Annotated in this window: 11 protein-coding genes; 2 read left to right on the top strand and 9 right to left on the bottom strand. The window is 47.2% G+C overall.

Translation table 11 applies throughout. The annotated features are described in order from the left end of the window. Window positions 1-10 precede the first annotated feature (10 nt). The 6 genes from HUF13_RS09275 to HUF13_RS09250 all read right to left on the bottom strand — a co-directional run bounded on the left by HUF13_RS09275 (window position 11) and on the right by HUF13_RS09250 (window position 9,185). Window positions 11-1,363 (bottom strand): Na+/H+ antiporter NhaC family protein, encoded by a 1,353-nt coding sequence (locus tag HUF13_RS09275; RefSeq protein ID WP_173474859.1) that lies wholly within the window; start codon window positions 1,361-1,363, stop codon window positions 11-13. A 92-nt stretch (window positions 1,364-1,455) separates the two neighbouring features. After that, on the bottom strand, window positions 1,456-2,901 hold the full coding sequence (locus HUF13_RS09270) for a hypothetical protein (protein ID WP_173474858.1): 1,446 nt from the start codon (window positions 2,899-2,901) through the stop codon (window positions 1,456-1,458). Beyond that, window positions 2,898-3,524: a DJ-1/PfpI family protein gene (locus HUF13_RS09265; protein ID WP_173474857.1), complete on the bottom strand. Its 627-nt coding sequence runs from the start codon at window positions 3,522-3,524 to the stop codon at window positions 2,898-2,900. The genes HUF13_RS09270 and HUF13_RS09265 overlap by 4 nt, the downstream gene beginning before the upstream one ends. Window positions 3,525-3,661: 137 nt before the next feature. Continuing rightward, entirely contained in the window at window positions 3,662-4,981 is a 1,320-nt protein-coding gene (locus HUF13_RS09260; RefSeq protein WP_173474856.1) for a hypothetical protein, read from the bottom strand. A gap of 205 nt (window positions 4,982-5,186) precedes the next feature. Continuing rightward, a complete protein-coding gene (locus HUF13_RS09255) occupies window positions 5,187-8,348 on the bottom strand; it encodes a carbohydrate binding domain-containing protein (protein ID WP_173474855.1) in 3,162 nt (1,053 codons plus the stop codon). A gap of 102 nt (window positions 8,349-8,450) precedes the next feature. Then, window positions 8,451-9,185 carry a thioredoxin domain-containing protein gene (locus HUF13_RS09250; protein WP_173474854.1) on the bottom strand — a complete coding sequence of 245 codons (735 nt, stop codon included), beginning with the start codon at window positions 9,183-9,185 and terminating at the stop codon, window positions 8,451-8,453. Between the two features lie 560 nt (window positions 9,186-9,745). Here HUF13_RS09250 and HUF13_RS09245 point away from each other — a divergent pair. Beyond that, on the top strand, window positions 9,746-11,539 hold the full coding sequence (locus HUF13_RS09245) for a homoserine O-acetyltransferase (RefSeq protein ID WP_304039019.1): 1,794 nt from the start codon (window positions 9,746-9,748) through the stop codon (window positions 11,537-11,539). Window positions 11,540-11,599: 60 nt separating this feature from the next. Here HUF13_RS09245 and HUF13_RS09240 read toward each other — a convergent pair whose 3' ends face one another. Continuing rightward, complete coding sequence (locus HUF13_RS09240; protein ID WP_173474853.1) at window positions 11,600-12,526, bottom strand: hypothetical protein; 927 nt, start codon at window positions 12,524-12,526, stop codon at window positions 11,600-11,602. A gap of 263 nt (window positions 12,527-12,789) precedes the next feature. Here HUF13_RS09240 and HUF13_RS09235 point away from each other — a divergent pair, with 263 nt between their 5' ends. Next, window positions 12,790-13,671: a YicC/YloC family endoribonuclease gene (locus HUF13_RS09235; protein ID WP_173474852.1), complete on the top strand. Its 882-nt coding sequence runs from the start codon at window positions 12,790-12,792 to the stop codon at window positions 13,669-13,671. A 664-nt stretch (window positions 13,672-14,335) separates the two neighbouring features. On the opposite strand, the gene HUF13_RS09230 is transcribed toward HUF13_RS09235, so the two are convergent. Together HUF13_RS09230 and HUF13_RS09225 are read right to left on the bottom strand one after the other, a co-directional pair. Beyond that, window positions 14,336-15,211 carry a hypothetical protein gene (locus HUF13_RS09230; RefSeq protein ID WP_173474851.1) on the bottom strand — a complete coding sequence of 292 codons (876 nt, stop codon included), beginning with the start codon at window positions 15,209-15,211 and terminating at the stop codon, window positions 14,336-14,338. A 3-nt stretch (window positions 15,212-15,214) separates the two neighbouring features. After that, a complete protein-coding gene (locus HUF13_RS09225; protein WP_173474850.1) occupies window positions 15,215-19,321 on the bottom strand; it encodes a C25 family cysteine peptidase in 4,107 nt (1,368 codons plus the stop codon). Window positions 19,322-19,391: the final 70 nt, after the last annotated feature.

Below are 19,391 nucleotides of genomic sequence, written 5' to 3'. Positions count from 1 at the left end.
GTTCGAATTTTTATCCGTTCAAGTCCTTTTTCTTGCGAGGCGAAATCGCAATGAACACGAGCACGCTTATGAGCAACAGGAACGGATAGAACATGTATGGAATAAGGTCAAACGCACTCACATTTGCATTCGGCAAGGCCGTAGAAATCGCCGCAAGCGCCACCAACATCTGCGCACCGTAAGGCAAAATGCCCTGCACCACGCAACTGAAAATATCCAAAAGCGAAGCCGTCTTCTTCGGCGAAATGCGGTATTCATCGCCCATCTGCTTTGCAATCGGGCCAGCCATCACAATAGCAACCGTGTTATTTGCCGTCGCCACATCGAGCGCACTCACCAAAAGGCCAACACCCACTTGCCCGCTACGGTGGCCCTTGAACACCTTATGGATGAAATCGAGCAACGCGGCAAAACCGCCATGAATGCGGATAAGGCCGCACAATGCACTCACCAGCACCGCCACAAGAATCGTCTCGTACATGCCCGAAATGCCGTTCCCGATGTTCTGCAAAAGCCCCATCATGTCAAGCGGACCAAAACCGACCATGATCACCGAAGCCGCGACAATGCCAACAAGTAACACCGTAAACACGTTAATGCCCGTGAGCGCAAGCGCCAACACCAAAACGTACGGAATCAGTTGCACCAGGCTGTAAGGATTTTCCGCAACCGCATGAGCCTTCGTCGCAAACGAAATCGCCGTAATAATCACCACCGCCACAAGCGCCGCCGGGAGCGCGATAATAAAGTTCACATGGAACTTGTCCTTCATCTTGCAGCCCTGCGTCGAAGTTGCCGCAATCGTCGTATCCGAAATAAAGCTCAAGTTGTCGCCGAACATCGCGCCACCAATCACCGTCGCCACGCAAAACGGGACACCGAACCCCGCCATCTGGGCCACCTCAACCGCAATCGGCGAAACAACCGCAATCGTACCTACCGAGGTTCCCATCGCCGTAGAGACGAACGCCGCTACCAGGAACAGCACAACCACCGCAAACTGCGCCGGGATAAAATCCAACAGCAAGTAAGCAGCTGCCGAAGCGCTCGAACGCCCAAGAATTCCCGCGAAAATGCCCGCGCAAAGGAAAATGAGAATCATCAAGAAAATGTTGCGGTCGCCCAGCGCCCCCGCCATGATATTCATCTTCTTGTCAAAATTCAATTTGCGGTTCTGCATGCATGCGACAAAAATCGCAATCAAGAAAGCCGCCACGATGGGAATGTTATAGAAACCCATCGAAATATGGAGAATGTATTCAAATGTAATGCCAAGTCCCAGGTACAACACCAAGAACACGGCGACCGGCAAAAGGGCAATCGGGTTACCCTTGATTTTTTCTTCGAAATTTTCGTTTTGCATGCGCCAAAAGATAGAAAAAGCTCAGCCCAAAGCCAAGCTTTCAATAAACAGAAAAGCCCCCGAATTTTCGAGAGCTATTTGAATAAAATATTTTAATGCAACGAATTAAATGTCGCCTTGCAAATCTTGTTGCCGTCTGGCATAAAGGTTGGAACTTCAATCAAAGCATCACCTAAAAGATTTGCAGCAAACATATAAGGCGCCACAGAATCTTGTGTAATCGATTCCCATTCAGGCAGAGCATAATAGAGATCGAAATCTTCATCCTTAGCCATACTTGCCGTCATATAGCCAAACAACGCATGTTCAAAGCTATGCAAGGATGTTTTCCAATTGTGCGCCTTAGGATAATTGATCAACGGCTTATTTGTTTTTCCGTCAACATAGTGCCAAATTTCACCATTTTCCTTATCGACCATATAATCGAACCAATACCTGTGCGTATGGTTCAAATATTCATAATACGTTGGATCGTGGATAGCCAAAATTTCAGCAGCCTGGTCTAGTTCGGCAAGAATCCACCATTCCTTATCCACGTCAAGTTCCTTACCTTTTTTAAACCGCCTAGCCCATGAGCCATTTTCTTTCAAGTAGGCTTCTTTCAAAATCTTGTCAATATTTTCCCTAGCAAACTGGATGTAGAACGGTTCGCCAATCAATTCGCCAACCTTCAATATCACCCAGAAAGTCTTGACAGAGTGACCGAAATCGGTATGGTCCGTTCCAAGCTGCATAGAACGAGCATCACTGTCAACACCCCAGAAGAACTTATAGCGCTCGCTGTAGAACTGCGTTATAAGAATATCCACAATCTTCTTCATGTCCTTTTTCCACTGGGACTTGAAAGGCTCGGGCAACGCAGGCGTAAGCATAAGCATGTAGGCGTAAAGCTGATCGAGCTGAGCCACAATTTGAACTTCACTATCTTTCAGCTTGCTTGGTAACCACGTCAAGTAGCCCCTAGCATCGTCCATATAGACGCAGAAAATATAATCCTTCAGCTGGAGAATACGGTACAGAACCGTTTTGTCATGCGTCAAGAAATAATACATTCCAAGGCCAGTCAATCCGTAAGCCAAATCCTGACTTGTTCTGCATAAGTAATCCTTATCGAACTGGCCACTCTTAATATTCTTGGTGACATGCATCCCGTAATTGCCATCGAAAGCCTCCATCAACGCCATGGCTCCCTTACGGCAAATTTCAAGATAATGTTTCTTGCCGGTCATGTGGAAGGCAATCCCGAAAGCATAAGTAAGGCGGGAATGTGCCCTAATGTAAATATTGCCGCGATCGACCAACCCCTCAGTATCTTTCGAATTCTTTGCGGCATCAAATTCTGTCGACGAAGCATCCTCCGGGATAACACGACCATCGTTCGTGACGTAAGTCGGGAAAAGTCCGTCATTCATATCCGTAATATCGGGCTTATCCCAAAACTTCATGAGATCACGGACGACATGATCTTTCCAAACCTGCGGCGATATTGCATCATTGAGCAATTTTTCTACATCGAAGCCTTTTTCGCTTATTATCATTTGTTGATTACCTCATATGTTTTGATTATTTTGTTACAATAAACCTTCAAGTCAGCCGCAGATCTGCCCGTTACCAAATCCCTATCAGCGTAAACATGCGATTCGTCGGGAACAAAAACAGCACCTGCATTCACAACATCCGAAAGCACGACCGTATGGCATATGACCTTGCGCCCCTTCAAAAGTTCCGGACATGGAGTCATTAGCCATAAGGCATGGCAAAGAAATCCCTTGACGATACTGGGGTTCATCATGGCACTTGCCATAAACCGCACTGCAGATGGAGAGCGGAGCTCTTCTGCGCTTCCGAGACTTCCCATTGGAGGAATTTCGCGCAAACGGCAAGCGACGTAGTTGGCAGCACACAGCACGATGGCGTAATCATTAGGATTAGCATCGGAAACATCCTTGCTCACCACTAAAGTTTCAGGCATTTTATTCGGCTCCGTCACATCGCTGACGATAGTCCGTTCTTTTTGCCCCCAAAGGTACGTCAGCAACTCGACTTTTGCACCCAAAGCACCAAAAAACGATTGGTATTGTTTAATTTCGTCTGGAATGTATTCCGTTTCAACTAGAACGGCAACTTTCTTGCCCGCCAACTTTTGTTTTATCGGTTTCACCGGCTCCCCTTGTGGATATAAATTTAATTTTTGTAAGTTTTACGTATTTTAAATATAATATTAATTTGTAAAATATTACATTTGTTGCCAAATATTAACATACAAAGTGCAAATGCTCTGCACTTTACTCAAAATACTTATTTGCCCAAACTAATCAAATGCCACGTGAATCCAAGCGATACGAATGGCGAAAAGCCCTTGGCATGCCCAATTTCTGAAACATTCATGTTCTGCAAGCCAAGCTTTAAACGTGCTCCAAAACGATTCTTGATTTCGCGTCTCTCTAAGCTTTCGACAGGTTTTACAACAAGCTTCGGGAAAAGAGCCTCGGCATAAACGCCAAATCCATAGCGGAAATAACGCTCATGTTGATACTCCGAATCCTCAATACCTTTTTGCGGAGGAACTTCTATCGCCGAAAAACCGAGATTGCCCCAGACGCCACTTTCGATATAATCCTTTTTCAGCCACCGATAGCCGAACTCTACATGGGCTCCAAAATCGCCCGTGCCGCAGGAATCGCACTTGGCATCCAAATTGCGGATACTCAACCCAATCCCGCCAAACCAGTCGCCAAAGTAAACATTAAAACCAAATCCTAGATAAAATAACGGATCAAAATCTGGGAAATCGCCGACCAAAAACGGTCGCCCAAAATCGGCATATGCGTTAAAGCCAAACGAACCAACAGAGCGAGCAACAGGCGCATGATCCGGTCTAGGCATCGTTGCGACAACAGGTTCACTTTTCTGGAAATTCACGGCATTGGGGTCAATATCATACTTCATCCGGTGCGGATAATATTGCAACTGTTCAAGAAGCGGAGCATCCATCAAAGAATAGCACTCCTCAGAAAATCCATCCAAAAAGAAGATTCTTTTAGTCGGTTTTACCAGATCTTCGGTCTCTGGCAAAAGGCTCATCATTCTCTGCGAAAATTTCCACGATGAATCTTTTGAAATATCCGGTCCGACGTATGCAAACGAAAACAGTTCCTTTTTCTCTTCGCCAGACTTTGGCGTCACCCACGTTTTAGTTTCCTTGTCATAGACTTTGTCCACACGGATTTCATCGTGCACAAGGAAAAAGCCCCGCACAGCCATTGAGGAGTAACGTTCTTCAAACATCTGCTGGAACGTTGCTGGAGCTTGCATCAGGCGTTCTTTCTGCTGATTTTGCTTATACTCCGACCAGCCCATAAAAGTTTGGTACACCTCAGGATAATTCTTTTCGAATTCCGAGCTACGCATCTCGAAATAATCACGGTTCAGATATTCTCTTTGTATAAGCTTCCCGTAGTAGGCGATGGGCGCAGTTTCCAATTTTTGTGCCACCGTCTGCGACTTTGCAAACTTATCTACAACAGACTTGAAAGATATACGCCAATCGGCAACATTCCATTCTGCAAATGAACATGAATAAATTATCAAAAGGAGTGCAAAGCAGCGTATAATCATTTTAAGGAATCTCCTTTAAAAAAAGCCCTAGAGCAATATACACAAAGCGTATCGGCAAAAACAACCTGTAAATATCGCAAAAGCGCCACTCCACAAAAAAAGACCCCCGCATTGCTGCGGAGTCCTTTTGCTTTAAAGCCATGGCCTTTCGCGCTAGGAGTTTATCCCGGACTTACTCCGGGACGCTCCAAGCTGGCACTACACCTTACTGCAAAGTGATGAGAGTAAGGGTGCGCTTGCCGACCTTGATACCCTTAGTGATATCGACAGTCTTAGCCTTCTTGGACGGGTCGTTTGCCCAGCCTTCTTTGAGCTTTTCGGAGCTCTTGTCGAGAGTCTGGACGCTGGCCTTGCCCTTGAAGCCCGGGATGTCGAGCTTGATATCGAAATCGCTGTACGGGCTCTTGTTCACGAGGAGGAGCTGCTTCTTGTTGCCGTTTACAGTGTAGTAAGCGGTCAGGAGAGCGTCTTCGTCACCCTTGATGGTGGTCTTCATGAGCTTGCCACGGAGAGCGTCGGAAGCCATCTGGAAAGCCCAGTAGCTCGGGCGCGGGCAGTTCATGCATTCTTCACCAGAACGGGTCAAGTAACCGTAGTCACCGCCTTCCGGAGTGATGTCGTTGTGGATATCCCAGTACTGAGCGTTGTCGACGTTTTCAGTAGCGAGCATACCGAGGTAGTCAGCGACGAACAAGCCGTTTTCAACAGACAAGGTCTGCGGGCCCGGGTTGAAGTCAACAGAGTTCCATTCGGTAAGCCAGAGTTCAATCTTCTTGTCCTTATTGAACTTTTTGGTCCACTTGTCAACGACCTTGTGCAAGCGTTCGTAGATTGCAGTGAGGGTCTGCGGAGCAGAGAGCATAGCGAAGTCGTTTTCTTCGCCGAAGTGCTGCGGGTAGTGGTGGACGATAAGACCGTCAGCGATGTCACCCGTTTCAGCGAGAACCTTTTCGTTCCAGTCGCCTTCGAGAACGCCGAGCACAGCCACCTTGATGGTCGGGTCAACTTTCTTCATGGCTTCGATGAACTTACGAGCGCGCTTACCATAGATGGTACCGCCGTCCTTACCATACTTTTCGTAGTACGGATGCCAGTTACCGTAGATTTCGTTACCGATTTCCCAGTAGAGGATGCCGGCCTTCTTGTCGATGTTCGTGTGCTTGACCCAGTCTGCGGCTTCCTTTTCAGTGCCGGAACCGAAGTTCACAGTGAACATAGCGTTAGAGCCAGTCTTCTTCAACCATTCGAGGAATTCGTCGGTGTCGACCATCCAGTCGTGGTTGTCGAGGATTTCCTTCCAGTGGTCGTCATCAGCACGGAGACCACCCGGGTAACGGATAATGCCGTGGTTGACGCGCTTAGCAAATTCGCGAGTCTGAACCTTGAAGTTCTTGTTGTCGAGCATGTCGCCATCCCAGAGGGCAGCGTTGATACCGAAGAGGCCACCAGAGATTTCCGGGTTGAGAACTTCCTTTTCGCCCTTCACCAAGACCTTGATGACAGCCGGACGTTCCTTAGCCTTGACTTCGCGCTGGTTGGTCAAGCGGATGTTGTCAATCTTGAAGCCACCTGCAGTACCTTCACCACTCGGCTTGAAGTCGAGAGCGGTTACACCCTTGAGGTCGAAGAGACCGTTTTCAACAGCGTCAGGCGGTTGATAGTACGGGAACTTGCCGAAGGTGCGGAACGGAACGAGGATGGTGGTCTTGCCCTTAGGAGCACCGACGTTGGAAACGAAGATTTCGTTGCCAGCATCCTGGATCTGCACGGTGATGGACTGCCAAGCCTTTTCGGAGAACACGTCGAACATGATGCCCCAGTGCTTGGTCCAGTCGCGGTCAGCAGCCGGACGGCCATTCTTCTTCAAGTCGAGCACAACGTCAACCCAGTCAGCAAGGAGGTAATGTTCGATATTCAAGCAGTTGCCCTTGAATTCGGCGCAGTTTTCAACCTTGAACTTGAGCTGAGACTTCGGACCGGTGGACGGTTCCCACTTGTCCTTGGCATACTTGCCTTCGAAGTCGGAAATCACGTAGTCCGGAGCGTTGGACTTGAAGGAATCCCACTTGAGATCCGGGTCAATCCAGTCGATGTTTTCGGTGAAGGTGATCTGGTCAACAAAGACCGTGACAGGAGCCGGCTTGCCCGGTTCGCCCTGGTTTTCACCCTTGCCAACGGAGAAGCGGATTTCCTGAATTTTGTTCCACTGGATGTCCTTAGCGACTTCGGCCTGCTTGTTAGCGTCCCAAGCCTTACCCTTGTCGGTGAAGCGCTTGAGAGGAATCTTGGCAAGCTGCCAATCCTTGGAGACCTTGATCCAGTCGTTGAGGCCGACCTTCGTCTGGCTCTTGATATCGTTGCCCTGGTTGTCGAGGATACCGACGTAGAGCTTTTCGCCGCCGAGCTTACCCTTGACCCAGAAGTAGAGACCGCCCTTGTTGCGGACCTTGGAAAGGTCAATGAACTTGCCTTCGCCAAGAGAGTAGGTCACGCCAGACCAGTCGTTGTTATCAATGTACATGGCGAGCACGTTCTTGTTGCCCGGAGTCTTGGACTGAGCTTCGCGCTGGGCAGTGAGACCACCGTAGCTGTAAGAGAAGCCCTTGACCTGGTTATCGTAGAACGTAGCGAGCGTCTTGGCCTTGCCGTCGAGCTTTTCCGGGTTCTTCGGACCGTCGATGACGTCGTTATTTTCATCCCAGTAGACCATCTGCTTCTTCGGGGCAGCCTTCTTGTTGCCCTTCACGATTTCGATGTTGTCCACCCAGACTTCGAATTCGCTTGCAGCGCTCTTGTCAATGGAGAAACGGATTTCAGCAATCTTGTCCCAGTCGATACGAGACGGGAATTCGGACTTGCGGGTGTTGTCCCAGTAGAGACCACGGTCCGGGAAGTCCACGAGAGGAATGGAAACCTTCTTCCAATCCGTCGTAACAGCACCGCCTTCGATGTACTTGTTCATCGGAAGCACAACCTGAGTCTTCTTGCCGTCAGAGACTTCTTCGTCGAGGAGACCGACCTTCACGGCTTCGCCACCATGCTTACCCTTGATCATGAATTCGACCTTGGAATCAAGCATGTACTTGTTCAAGTCGAAGAATTCATTGTAAAGGCAGATGGAAGCACCGGAGTATTCCTTCGGGTCCAGCTTGATGTTGAGGGCAGCCTTGGACTTGTAACCACCAGACTTAGTGATAGTCACACCCTTACTGGTTCCGCCGTAAGAATAGTCGTATCCACCCGGACGATACTGTTCATCAAAGAACTTGTAAACGGCCAGATGCGGCTTTTTCGGCTGAGCCATTGCAGCTGTAACGCTCAAACCGAGGACGGCGAGCGAGGCAACTTTCAATGATTGCTTAATCATATTGTGCATCCTTTTGTTGTTTTTTTTGATCTTTAAATTAAAATCGTAAATAAGAAAAAACGCACACGCCAAATGATTTAGCGTGTACGCTTGAAAACGTTTTTACTTGGTTTCCTTGAGGAGCTTTTCTACGAGATCCGGGCTGAAGCGGTCCTGACGCTTGCCGTTGATGTAGAAGTTCGGAGTTCCCTGAACGCCAACCTTGACGCCCAACTGGAAGTCCTTGTCGATGCGAGCGTTCATAGCGGAATCGAGAACCATGTCCTTCTTGAACTGTTCAATGTTGAGGCCAACTTCCTTAGCAACGGCGATGTAGATGGAATCAGAAAGTTCGCGGGAGTGCGGTGCGAGAGCATAGCGGTATTCCCAGAACTTGCCCTGCTTCTGAGCTGCGATAGAAGAAGCGGCTGCAGCCTTGGCGTTGGAGTGGAAGCTAAGCGGGAAGTGCTTGTAAACGAACTTGATATCGTTCGGGTACTTCTTGTTGAGTTCCTGCATAGCCGGAGCAATGCGAGAGCAGTACGGGCACTGGAATTCAGTGAATTCGACAATCGTGAGCTTCGGGTTCTTGGAGTTACCAAAAATCGGGCTATCTTCATCAGGAATGTCCCAAACCTTGTTGTCGGCTTCCATTTCGGCGCGAGCCTGTTCGAGGGAAATTCCGCGCTTGTCGAGAGCATACTTGATGATTTCAAATTCTTCCTTGACCTGCTTGAAATCCTTTTCAAGGTTATCCAAGCGAGCCTGCTGGTTGAACGAACCGCCAGCGGAAGCTTGGTTGCAAGCAACGAGGCTGGAGACCAAAATAGCCATACCAATAATAGAGAGACGTTTCATTTTTGTCCTTTGAGTTAAAAAAAACGGATGAGGGCCGGTAAAACCCACAAGTTTAGAGAAATATAATAATGAAAATTTAGTTTGATACAACGAAAACTTCAAAAAAACATACACAATCGTCTCATCTGTAGCAGCTATTTTCAATTGTAAAATCTGTTTTTTCCGAAGAATTTCAGCAAACTAGAATCCGTAACTATATGTGAATTAACAAGTTACAAAAGTAAAGAGGATGAAAATTGTGACAAAAATCGCACAAAAAGAATTTACAATTTAGTAGGAAGTGGGAAGTAGGAAGTTTTTATAATCGCATCTTCGCTGCCAAACTTCATCCCAATAACGAGCAAAACGAGTGTCGCAGAAAATGCTTGCGATTCCAACAGACCTCATAGCCCAAAGCGAAGCGAGCCCAGAGGCACAACGTGCCGACCTCATTTATGCTCAGTTCGTTTTATAGGCAATAATAAACAAAAACTATTGCAGTAAGGCAATCTGCGAAAGATCCATCTCTTCCTACTGTCTACCGTCTACTTCCTACTAAAACTTTACTATCTTTTATGCATATGAGTGAATATTTGCATAAATCGTTTGGTCCCGTCGTCCCGAAGGATTTTAATAAGGATTATGGTGAGAATGGCTTTTTGTTGGAAAGCGGCAAGACGCTCCCCGCCCTCACCCTCCGTTACGAGACCTATGGCACGCTGAACGCCGCCGGTGATAACGCCGTGTGGGTTTGTTCGCCGTTAACCGCCGATGCGCACGCCGCCGGCTGGTACACCGAAAATGACAAGAAACCCGGCTGGTGGGACGAACTCATCGGACCTGGTAAAGCTATCGATACAGACAGATTCTTTGTTGTTTGCAGCAACATCCTCGGCGGATGCAAAGGCTCTACAGGCCCCGCAACCATCAATCCGCGCACGGGCAAGCCTTACGGCAGCACCTTCCCTACCATTACGATAGGCGATATGGTTCATGCGCAAAAGGAACTTGCCGACAATCTCGGCATCAAGGAATTCTACAGCGTTATCGGTGGTTCCATGGGCGGCTTCCAGGCCATGAAGTGGGCCATCTACTACCCTGAACAAGTGAAGCGCATCATCATCATCGCAAGTTCTCCGCGCTTTTCGAGCCAGGCTCTCGGTTTCGAAGTCGTGGCCCGCGATGTGATTACACAAGACCCGAACTTCCACGGCGGCGACTATTACGAAGAAGGTAAGACTCGTCCGGATATAGGCCTTGCCAACGCCCGCAAACTTGCGCACATCACGTATCTCTCTGCCGTTGGCATGGAGAAGAAGTTCAAGCGCGCCCAAGACCAAGAAAACAGGAACCACGCCGTAACTTACACGACGCCGTTCGATCTGCAACTCCCCATCGAAAGCTATTTACGTTATCAGGGAACAAAGTTCGTTGACCGCTTTGACGCGAACAGTTATTTGCACATCGCCCATGCGACCGACGCATTCGACCTCGAAACGGAATACGGCTCCATCGAAAACGCCTTCAAGGATATCAAGGCCGAAGTCTTGAACGTAAACCTTTCGACAGACTGGCTTTTCCCGCCGCACGAAAGCCGCCGCATCACAAGCGCCCTTTTGAACGATGGAAAATCGGTCACAAGTCTCGAACTCGACACGCAATTTGGCCATGACGGATTCTTGATTGAAGTCGGCGAGCTCGGAAAGGCTGTGGGCCGCTTCCTCGATTCCAAAATCATTCCGGAAAACGGAACGCAAGCGGTGCCTGTATTCCACAACCAGAACGACTTTGACCTTATGGGCAAGCTCGTGAAGGAAGGGAGCCATGTGCTCGACCTCGGTTGCGGCAGCGGCGATCTGCTGGATTACCTTATCCAAAAGAAGAAGGTCACCGGCTTTGGTATCGAAAAAAATATCAAGGGAATTCTCGATTGCCTTGAAAATGACGTACAAGTGATTCAGCGAGATCTTGACGAAAGCGGGCTCAAGGACATCAAGGATGGAAGCTTTGACTACGCCATCATCAACCGCACGATTCAAGAAATCCGCGATCCAGTCGCACTGTTGAACGAACTTTTGCGCATCGCAAAGAAAGTTATTGTCACGTTCCCGAACTTTGGACATTGGACAACGCGCGGAAGCCTTATGCTCCACGGGCGCATGCCAAAATCGAAGGAACTCCCCTACGAATGGTACGATACGCCGAACATTCGTGTGCTCACGCTCAAGGACTTCTACACTTTGTGCCGCAAGGAAGGGTTCAAGATTGAAAATCTGCACTTCCAAAGCTACCACAAGATTAGCAAGCTTTTGACAGCAATTGGGCTCCCGAACTTCGGTGCCGAACACGTCATTGCAACAATTAGCAAAAAGTAAATTCACAAAAAGCTTTCCTTAAAAAGGAAAGCTTTTTTACTTCTACAAACAAAAGTTTGATTAGAAGCTATAGTGCAAATATCTGCTATAAACGCGAGATGCCAAGGATTCGTTTATGTTATAAGAAGTTCTAAATATAATCGTATCCTGTCCACTAATGACGACATGCTTACCTACTACGCCAACCATATCATCATAAGTCCATGAGATATTACCATCACAGTGTTCTGCATAACCAGTAGAAGACATGAGCGCTTCACCCTTACGATGTTCGCACGCAAAAGCAGAGCCCGTGCCACCACAAGAGGCAATTCTAAACGGAACACTAATCACTTTAGCATAGCTAGGCTTATACGGAACATAGCCAGTACCGCTTACATAAACGTAAACACTCAAAGCGGAGATACCCTTATACTGGTAGCCAGTATTTGGGCTCGGCTTACGGAATGGTGCTGCGTACGATTCACCAAAAACTCTAACAGGGAACTTCGTATAAGTTCTAGTCTGAGGATAATCTGTAAACGTCGTTGTTTTCTTTAACGATATTTCATTTTCATCCTTTGAAATATCAACACATCCTTCCAACAACAAAGCATCATTCAAAAGGACTTTTCCATTTTCCGTCACGACTTCGCTATAATCCGTATTGATAGCAAGCAGTTCGTTTTGGCAGAAATAGTTTGCAGGATATTCAAAGCCTTCCATATTTTCGGCAAGAGAGCGATAGACAACTCTCAAAGAATCAAACGTTTCTTCGTTGGCAACTACCAACTTAGAACGCTTCAGTTCTTTTTTCAGCAGCGTACCGCTTTCAGCATCTTGATTGAAACGAGATCCATCTTCGCCAAAGATAAAGAACGGCAAAGGTTCAAGCGATTCCGTTTTAGTAGCAGAAGCAGAGCCTCCAGACACCTGTTCAACGCCAGAATCCTGGGAACAAGCAATCATACCAATCGGGAAAAGCAAGGGGATGAATCTTTTTAACATTTAATGCGCACCTTTATTAATTTGTAAGATTTATTTCTTACAGCGTAATAAATATACAATCAAACTAAAATAACAAATATAAATTAATGTAAAAAGTTAAATACTTTATAGTAAAAATGATTCATATTGTATCATGAAGATACAAAAACCACAAAAACAAACATTATCAATTCGTTTTATGCAAAAAACAAAATCAAGTATACAAAGAACCTCACATCCAGGAACGAAATCATTCCACCTTCATTTTTTATTATAATTGTAGTATGTCTATTATTTCTATGACCGGATTCGGTAAAAGCGAATCCACTTTGAACGGAGTCAGTTGCGTTATCGAAGTGCGCAGCGTGAACAGCCGTTTTCTTGAAATTTCAAGCAAGATTCCAAAGAATTTCGCCTACCTCGAAAACGATTTCAAGGCCCAAATCAAGGACAAACTCGTCCGCGGTTCCGTGAACTTTTCAATCACACTCGGGGCTGGCAACGCCGGGAACATCCCCGTTTGCTACAACGAAGCAGCTGTTTCCAAGTTCGTAGAAATCACGAAGGCCATGCAGAAAAAGTACGGCATTGCCGGCGATATCAAGCTCGAACATGTGCTTGCGATTCCAGAAGTTTTGCAGTTCACCGACGGAAACGACGACAATGAAGTTTGGGAAAAGCACTTGAAGACCGAACTCGACAAGGCTTTGGACGGCGTTATCGCCATGCGCGAAAAAGAAGGCGCCAATCTCGCCGTGGACCTCACCCGCCGCGTCATCCACCTGAACGAAGTCATCGACAAAGTCGAAGTCCTCGATCCGCAGCGCATCGAGACGTGGAAAACGAAGTTCCGCGAACGCATTAATACTCTCATGAAGGATTCCGAAATCGACGAAGTGCGCCTTTTGCAAGAAGCCTGCATCATGGCGGACAAGCTCGACATCCACGAAGAAATCACGCGATTCCGCAGCCACAACAAGCTGTTCCTCGACGCGCTCGCCAAGGGCGGCGCCCAGGGCAAGAATCTCGGGTTCATCTTGCAAGAAATGGGTCGCGAAGCGAACACGCTCGGCACCAAGTGCCAGAATGCCGAAATCGCCGCCCTCGCCATCGAACTCAAGAACGAAATCGAGTGCATCCGCGAACAGAGTATGAATGTTGCGTAAGCCGAGCGATGCAGGAGTAAGCTTGCTTACTCCTATATCCGAGGCGAAGCAACACGCACTACAAAGTAGTGCCACGTTGCCTAAGCCGAGCGATGCAGCAACATGCTTGCATGTTGCTATATCCGAGGCGCAGCAACATGCGCTACAGCAACATGCGCTACAAAGTAGTGCCACGTTGCCTAAGCCGAGCGATGCAGCAACATGCTTGCATGTTGCTATATCCGAGGCGCAGCAACATGCGCTACGAAGTAGCGCCACATTGCTTAAGGCGAGAGTTGCGAAAACAAGCTTGCTTGTTTTCATAACCGAGCCGCAGCGACGTAGAATTTGCGAAGCAAATTCTCACGTTGCGTAAGCCGAGAGTTGCACCCCACAAAATTCTCAACACCATTTCTCAACATGGATTTTTTATCCATAAAAAGCCCTACGAAAGTAGGGCTTTTCGCTTTAAAGAAATCTAATATTAAGAACAGAAAGAATAAAACATCCACACTCCAACAACAAGCGTCTCAGGCAAATTGCCCGAGACGCTTTTGAATTTTTTTAATCCTTCGACTTTGCCCTTCGGCAAGCTCAGGGACCTTGCAGGTTGGTGAGCTTAAGCCTGTGCTGAGTTTATCGAAGCAAACCACACTCAGGATGACACGTCTGAGCAGCACTCAAGCTAATTCTTACTTTTCTTTTTTGCAGGTTTCTTCTTGTCGCTCATTTTTACTCGGCGTGAACCCGCACGAATGCGTTCCCACGGAGCAAAAGACATGGTTCCGAAGGTAAATCCGAAGAACCACACATTAAAAGCCACCCAGATAATCGAAGCGCAGCCAATGCGCCTCCAGTCCACAATGACGCTCATATCAACCACAAGAGCCGAAAGCGCAAGCAAAGATGCAATCAAGACCGGAGCTAGCATCCTTTTACCCGCCTTTACAAGCGCACCCGCCTGCGGAGAACCTTCGCCGAGTTCCTTACCGGCGACCAAGGCACATGCGACAACGCCCGAAAAAGCGATGGCGCTAAGTACCGCCCACATGAGCCAAGCCTTCCCCACCATCAGCGGAAACCAAGCCAAAAATCCAGTCAGCAACACCCACGAAAGCGCAAACGGGAACAGGGCGCAAGCGACACTCCACTTGACAAAGAGCACGAGCAAAAGCGCCAAGCCCGCAAACACGGCAAAGAACACGAAAAGCATGTCCTCATCGCCGCCAAGCGCAAACAGCGCGCCCACAAAAGCAGCTAGCGCAAATAAACCGCCAAAACCTCCACGCATACCGCCAAATACAAAATAAAGGACAATCATCGAAAGCGCAGCAACAATAATGTACTGCGAAGAATGCCAAGCCGAAACTACATTCGTAAACCTAGAGATCCACATGCCAAGCGCTTCTGAGGCGCCGAGCGGGAGCGATGCCATCTGTTGCCAACCTGTAGCCACAAAGGCCACAGAAAAGCCAATCATCAAAAGCACAAAAATTAAACGAAAGCGGAGTGAAAGTTCCAAAAGTTTCTGAACTTTACCCGGTTTTTCACGCAATTCCATTGATTACCTCGATATCAACAATTTTTGTTTTTTAGTCCAAGTTTGAGTTTTAGTCTTTGTTTTAGATTCCGTAGAATTAAATGCATCCGAAATCTTGGTTTTGCTCCGCACTACATAGTGGTACAAACCATTAGCCAGCAAACGCCCGAAATTATCTCTACCATCCCAATGCGTTTCACCAGATTTGGCATTCTTGATGACCTTAACAAGTCTACCATGTTGGTTATAGATAAAGATGTTCACGTCCGGATCCGTATCGGAAGAGAGGTTTTTGAAGTAGAACGTCGTTCCTTTCTTGCCCATCGGGTTTGGAACGTTGAATACATCGGCAAGGCCTTCCTGCATATTTTCCATAATGTCAACATACACAATCTTTGTCGAAACATTTCCAAGAACATCCAAAGCACGAACCACAAACGAATAGGATCCCGGCGGATAAGCTTCCGTCGTCAACGTCTTGCGAGCAACAGCGCGTTTCGAGGACTGTTCCAAGAACGGAGACGGATGATACGGATTTTCAAGTCCATACATTTCAAACGTAATTCCTTCATCAGCTTGTTCGCGATAATCCAAAGCCGTTTCATCTTCAACAACGACTTGCAAGCAAGTCGGAGTTTGAAGTTTAACGTGCTGTTTATCAACAAATGAAGTTTTCTCGCCGGCATTGCACAATTGAATACTGATTGTCGGCGGAGTTTTATCATTCAACGAATCCGCATAATTCGAAACGCTCGTAATACTGATATTCTTTTCGAAATAACGACCAATAGCTACATCATTCGAAGAATATGCCCAAGCACGGAATTCCGCAAGAGAATCACCAATGTTCAGCTTTTTCGGAGTCACAAATTCCGTTTCAAAACGGCCACCGACAACAGGAACAATTTCCGAATAAATTAGAGCTCCATCATATTTGACATCGGCATAATGAGATGTCGTTATCATATCAAGGTGCTTGGTATAGCGGCCTTCTCTCAAAGTTAGAGCAATATTTCCCGAAGACATTCCAGACACCTTTCCAGACAATTTTACTTTATCCAGAGCTTTAATGGAATCAATCGGCGAATCCAGAGTAATCTTTAAATCGGCCAAAGGCATGCGAATTACAGGTTCACCCACGTACACGTAATGCTCTGCATTAAAGACATTACTCGTATAAGTCGGGACTGATTTTTTATACATGAAAACGTTGTCCTTAGCCTGCATATAAGCCAAGCCCAAGTAATTGCCATTTTTAAGAAGCGCACGGCTCACAAAATTTTTGGCAAAGATATCATTGGGACCAGCATACGTTTCACGAGCGGCACCAATTGCAACGATAGCACCTGCCTGAGGCAAAAGCACAAAAGCTTCAGTCATCGATTTGGAATCGCCTTCATCAAAACGGCCAACCGTGCAAGAGAAAGAATTCAACACCGTATATCTTTTTTTATTCGAAAGTCTAGAGAGATACGAAAGTTTCATCAAACCTTCCGAAGCCCAAGCCACCTTGGAGCCATGACCATAATAGGAGGACATCAGCGCACCTTGATTCAACATGTTCAAGAAATCGTTGGCGGCATCCAACTTTTGCCCCGCAGCATCGGCTTCGTAATTCAAAAGATAAACTTTCTTCATGTTCATTCTAAAGCCAAGAGAATCGGCTGTCGAATCCACCAAATTGGCCAAATTTTCTTGATAGATGGTATGGTCCATCGGGTCCGGAGATAAGCCGTTATAAGCATCATCGGCAGCAAGCAACAACGTAGATTTCCACTCGCCGTGATCGAACCTCTGGATTTCATCGTAATCTCTCGCCTTTTCATTATAATATTCAAATTCCTGCACAGATGAAACCGGCAAGCGCCCCACAGCCATATCGACATCATACGATTTACCACCACGTACAACTTCACCGGAGTCCAAGACGCTAAAGAAGTCTTCCGTCACAGTAGATTCTTTTTCATACGGAGGGATATAGTTTTTACCGTGCTTGCTTCCACGGTAGTCATAATGGCCAGACCCGGCAAGCAAGACAAATCGTAAATTAGGACACACGCTTCGAGCATAGGCGATATAGTTTCTAATGGCAATCGGCGATAGCGCACCACCCGTATAATGCCTATAGATATTTTCAACAGGAACAACCGCCGTCACAAGTTTCGATGCCGACTTTTCTCCAGAGCGGAACTCCGCCAAAGCCTCGGCCTGTTCCAAAAATTCTTCTGGCGAAACAATGAGATACTCCGTCTTCGAAGAAATATTAGCAAGCTTCTGAACCGAGTTTTTGGACGGAACAGGAATCCCCTTTACACTAAACGCTCGACGACGATCTTTTTCGCTATACAGCAAATAGCGAACATCATCATTGCTTCCAATGCTATCGATTGCAACTCCGTCTGTAATTTTCAAAAGGCCTACAGGCGCCAAGTTCTTAAACTTCATCAAACGCAAATCTGAATCTTTGCCCACAGGAATGCGAATTACGCCTGTTGCAAAACCCGGCAACATCCATTCCGCAGAATCAATGGAAACCGCAGACGGATCCCACTGGTAAGCCACAGAATAACCGTCAAAGCGGTCCGCTTGGGCCGTACAATTGAAAATCGACAATTCAAACTTGTTACCGGAAGACTTGAGCGCACTAGTCGGTACACTAAAATTGCCGCCGGGCAACATATCGCCATCGCCCCAGTAAAGTTCTTCCCCACGTACTTTAGAATACGAAGAACCATTTACCTTCAGACTAAAGCAAATAGGACTCACGCGTATTGCATAGCTACTATCCGAAATCGAAGTGGAGTTCATCGAACGAAGCGGGAAGAACGAAACAGCGACAAAGCCTTTGCCACCGGAAACAAGGCCCGGCAGATTTGTCGTCGTTGCCTTGAATTCCAAATCTTCCGCTGACAGTTCAAGCGTATCCCCTTGCTCACGCCATTTCCAGAAGTATTCCTTACCCGTTGTTTTGTCCCAATCCGATCCATGGTAACCATCACGCAACAGCTCATCTCTTTCGGCACGAACATAACGGAACCAATCGATATTCTTTGCAGAAGACTTCGGCGCAGCAAGCGTTTCTAGGCGGAGCCCCTTCCCTGTTTGCTTATAACCGAAAACAAAATGTTGGTAATAGGAATATGGCGAGTAAGAATGGAAATAACCCATGTTCGTTTTGGGCACATTTGAAATCTGTGTCGGCTCTGAATCCACGCGTTTCCAAAAAGCATTTCCGTAGCCTACGAAATAAAGCGAGTCGCCTTCGTCAAAATTTCCATTAGAATTTCGGTCAACCACTTTAATAGGCAGTTCAAAAATTTGGTTAGGAGAACGGAGGGCTGCACCAGGCACCATATCAGCGAGTGTATCCGGCGCGGCACCATACAAGCAAACCTTTTCGACAGGGATAGCATCGAGTTCATCTTGACGCCCAACCTTCAGAAGCGCATTGCGAATCGTATTATAGCCGACAGCAAACCAACCATCTTCACTGAACGTAGCCATATTCTCGTCGCCTACAACCAGTTCGGCAAGTTGAACGACGTTATCAAATTCCGAAGTTGCTTCACGGCGCAAAGCCGCATTAGTAGAGGTTGAACCAAACTGGGCTGCAGCGACGGCGTTTTCAACCAGCATGAGCGCACGGGCCCCCGGATTCCGACCACTCACCTTTACTGATCCAAAATCCACATTCAAGCGGAAATTCTTGCGAAGAGCAACCGAGCCACCATCCTTGACATAAAGCGGCACAAACACATCGACCATCCACAAGTTATCCTTGAAGAACGGACTCGAAACGTCAACAGAAGGAATCTTTGCCGGCGTTGACTTACAAGGCGAAGCCCCCAGCGAAACAACCTTGTTGGTTGTCACCGAGACCGAAGGTTTCGCATTCGACGGGAGCGCCACGCGGTAATGACGAACGGGCACGTTACCGACATCCACATAAAAGGCATTTTCGGGAACAAAGCGCATTCCCGAACCGTCTTCGCAGGATTTCGTCGACGAATCCAAGACTTCATCGTCTAAAATAAAACGTTTCTTGGAATCTTCCACGACAGAAGAAGCCAAGCTAGATACAGTTGCACAAGCAACCAGAAGAATCTGAAATTTTTTGATGATAGAATTCACAAATTTTAAGATAGTAAAAATTAAAAATGGAGATTCCCGCTCGGAGGCGGGAATGACAAAGAAGCCGAGT

This window comes from Fibrobacter succinogenes, from assembly GCF_902779965.1.
GTDB classification, from domain to species: Bacteria; Fibrobacterota; Fibrobacteria; order Fibrobacterales; family Fibrobacteraceae; genus Fibrobacter; species Fibrobacter succinogenes_F.
This window is presented reverse-complemented; position numbering and strand designations above follow the sequence as displayed.